1 protein-coding gene is annotated in these 1,183 nt (G+C 46.9%); it reads left to right on the forward strand.

Features of this window, described 5'->3' with window-relative positions:
- Positions 1-1,183, forward strand: a 1,183-nt coding sequence (locus A3766_RS07150; protein WP_156508751.1) for a DUF5011 domain-containing protein, incomplete at both ends; no start/stop codon positions are given.

Below are 1,183 nucleotides of genomic sequence, written 5' to 3' on the forward strand. Positions count from 1 at the left end.
CCACTTAACCATGAGCTAAATACCCCTTATACCGATGCTGGTGCGACTGCGAATGACGCACTTGACGGAGACCTATCTGCAGGCATTATAGTTGGCGGCACAATGGTCGACTCTAGCGTTGCTGGCACTTATATCATTACCTATGATGTCAGTGACTCCAATGGAAATCCTGCACCTCAACAAACACGTACGGTTAACGTGAATGACTTTACTGACCCCGTCATTACACTTATCGGAGATAGTTTTGTAAGTGTTGATATTGACAGTATTTATACAGATGCGGGGGCAAGCGCTTCGGATAATATAGATGGCGACATTTCATCCAATATAATCCCTAGTGGTTTCGTTGACACCAGTACCCCTGGAAGCTACACACTTAACTATGACGTGAGTGACGCCGCTGGCAATGCTGCAGCCACTGTTTCCCGAACTGTAAACGTATCAGACAGCTCAGGACCAACAATCACATTAATCGGTGGTGACACCATCGAGCACCAACAAGGCACGATATTCAACGACCCTGGTGCAAGTGCTTTCGACGCTGTCGACGGAGACGTTTCTTCAAATATCTCTATTACCGGCTTTGTTAACGCAAGCGTCGCAGGTAGCTATGCCCTAACCTACAACGTCAGTGACTCTCAAGGAAACCCTGCAACCCCGGTAACTCGTACTGTCAATGTTGCAGACTCCTTACCACCTGTTATCACGCTGATCGGAGATAACCCTCTTCATGTTGAGTTAAATGGCAGCTTTACTGAACTTGGCGCGACTGCTAGCGATAGTGTCGACGGAGACTTAAGCTCTGCAATTATTATTTCCGGTGACGCTGTCAATACCTCTATTGCTGGAACCTATATCACTCGTTATAACGTCAGCGATAACACAGGTAATTCCGCTATAGAAGTAACTCGAACAGTCCTTGTTTCAGATACGACGATCCCCGTTATTTCACTACTGGGCTCAAACCCTATGAGCATTGCATTGGGAAGCATCTTCAGCGACCCGGGCGAAACAGCAAGTGATAATATCGATGGAAATATTTCCACTAGCATTATCCCTAGCGGTAGCGTGGACCCAACAACTTTGGGCAGCTATACGCTTTCCTATGACGTCAGCGATAGTGCTGGTAACGCTGCACTTACCGTAACTAGAGTTGTTAACGTTGAAGATAATAGCGCACCAC

Source organism: Oleiphilus sp. HI0132 (genome assembly GCF_001635845.1).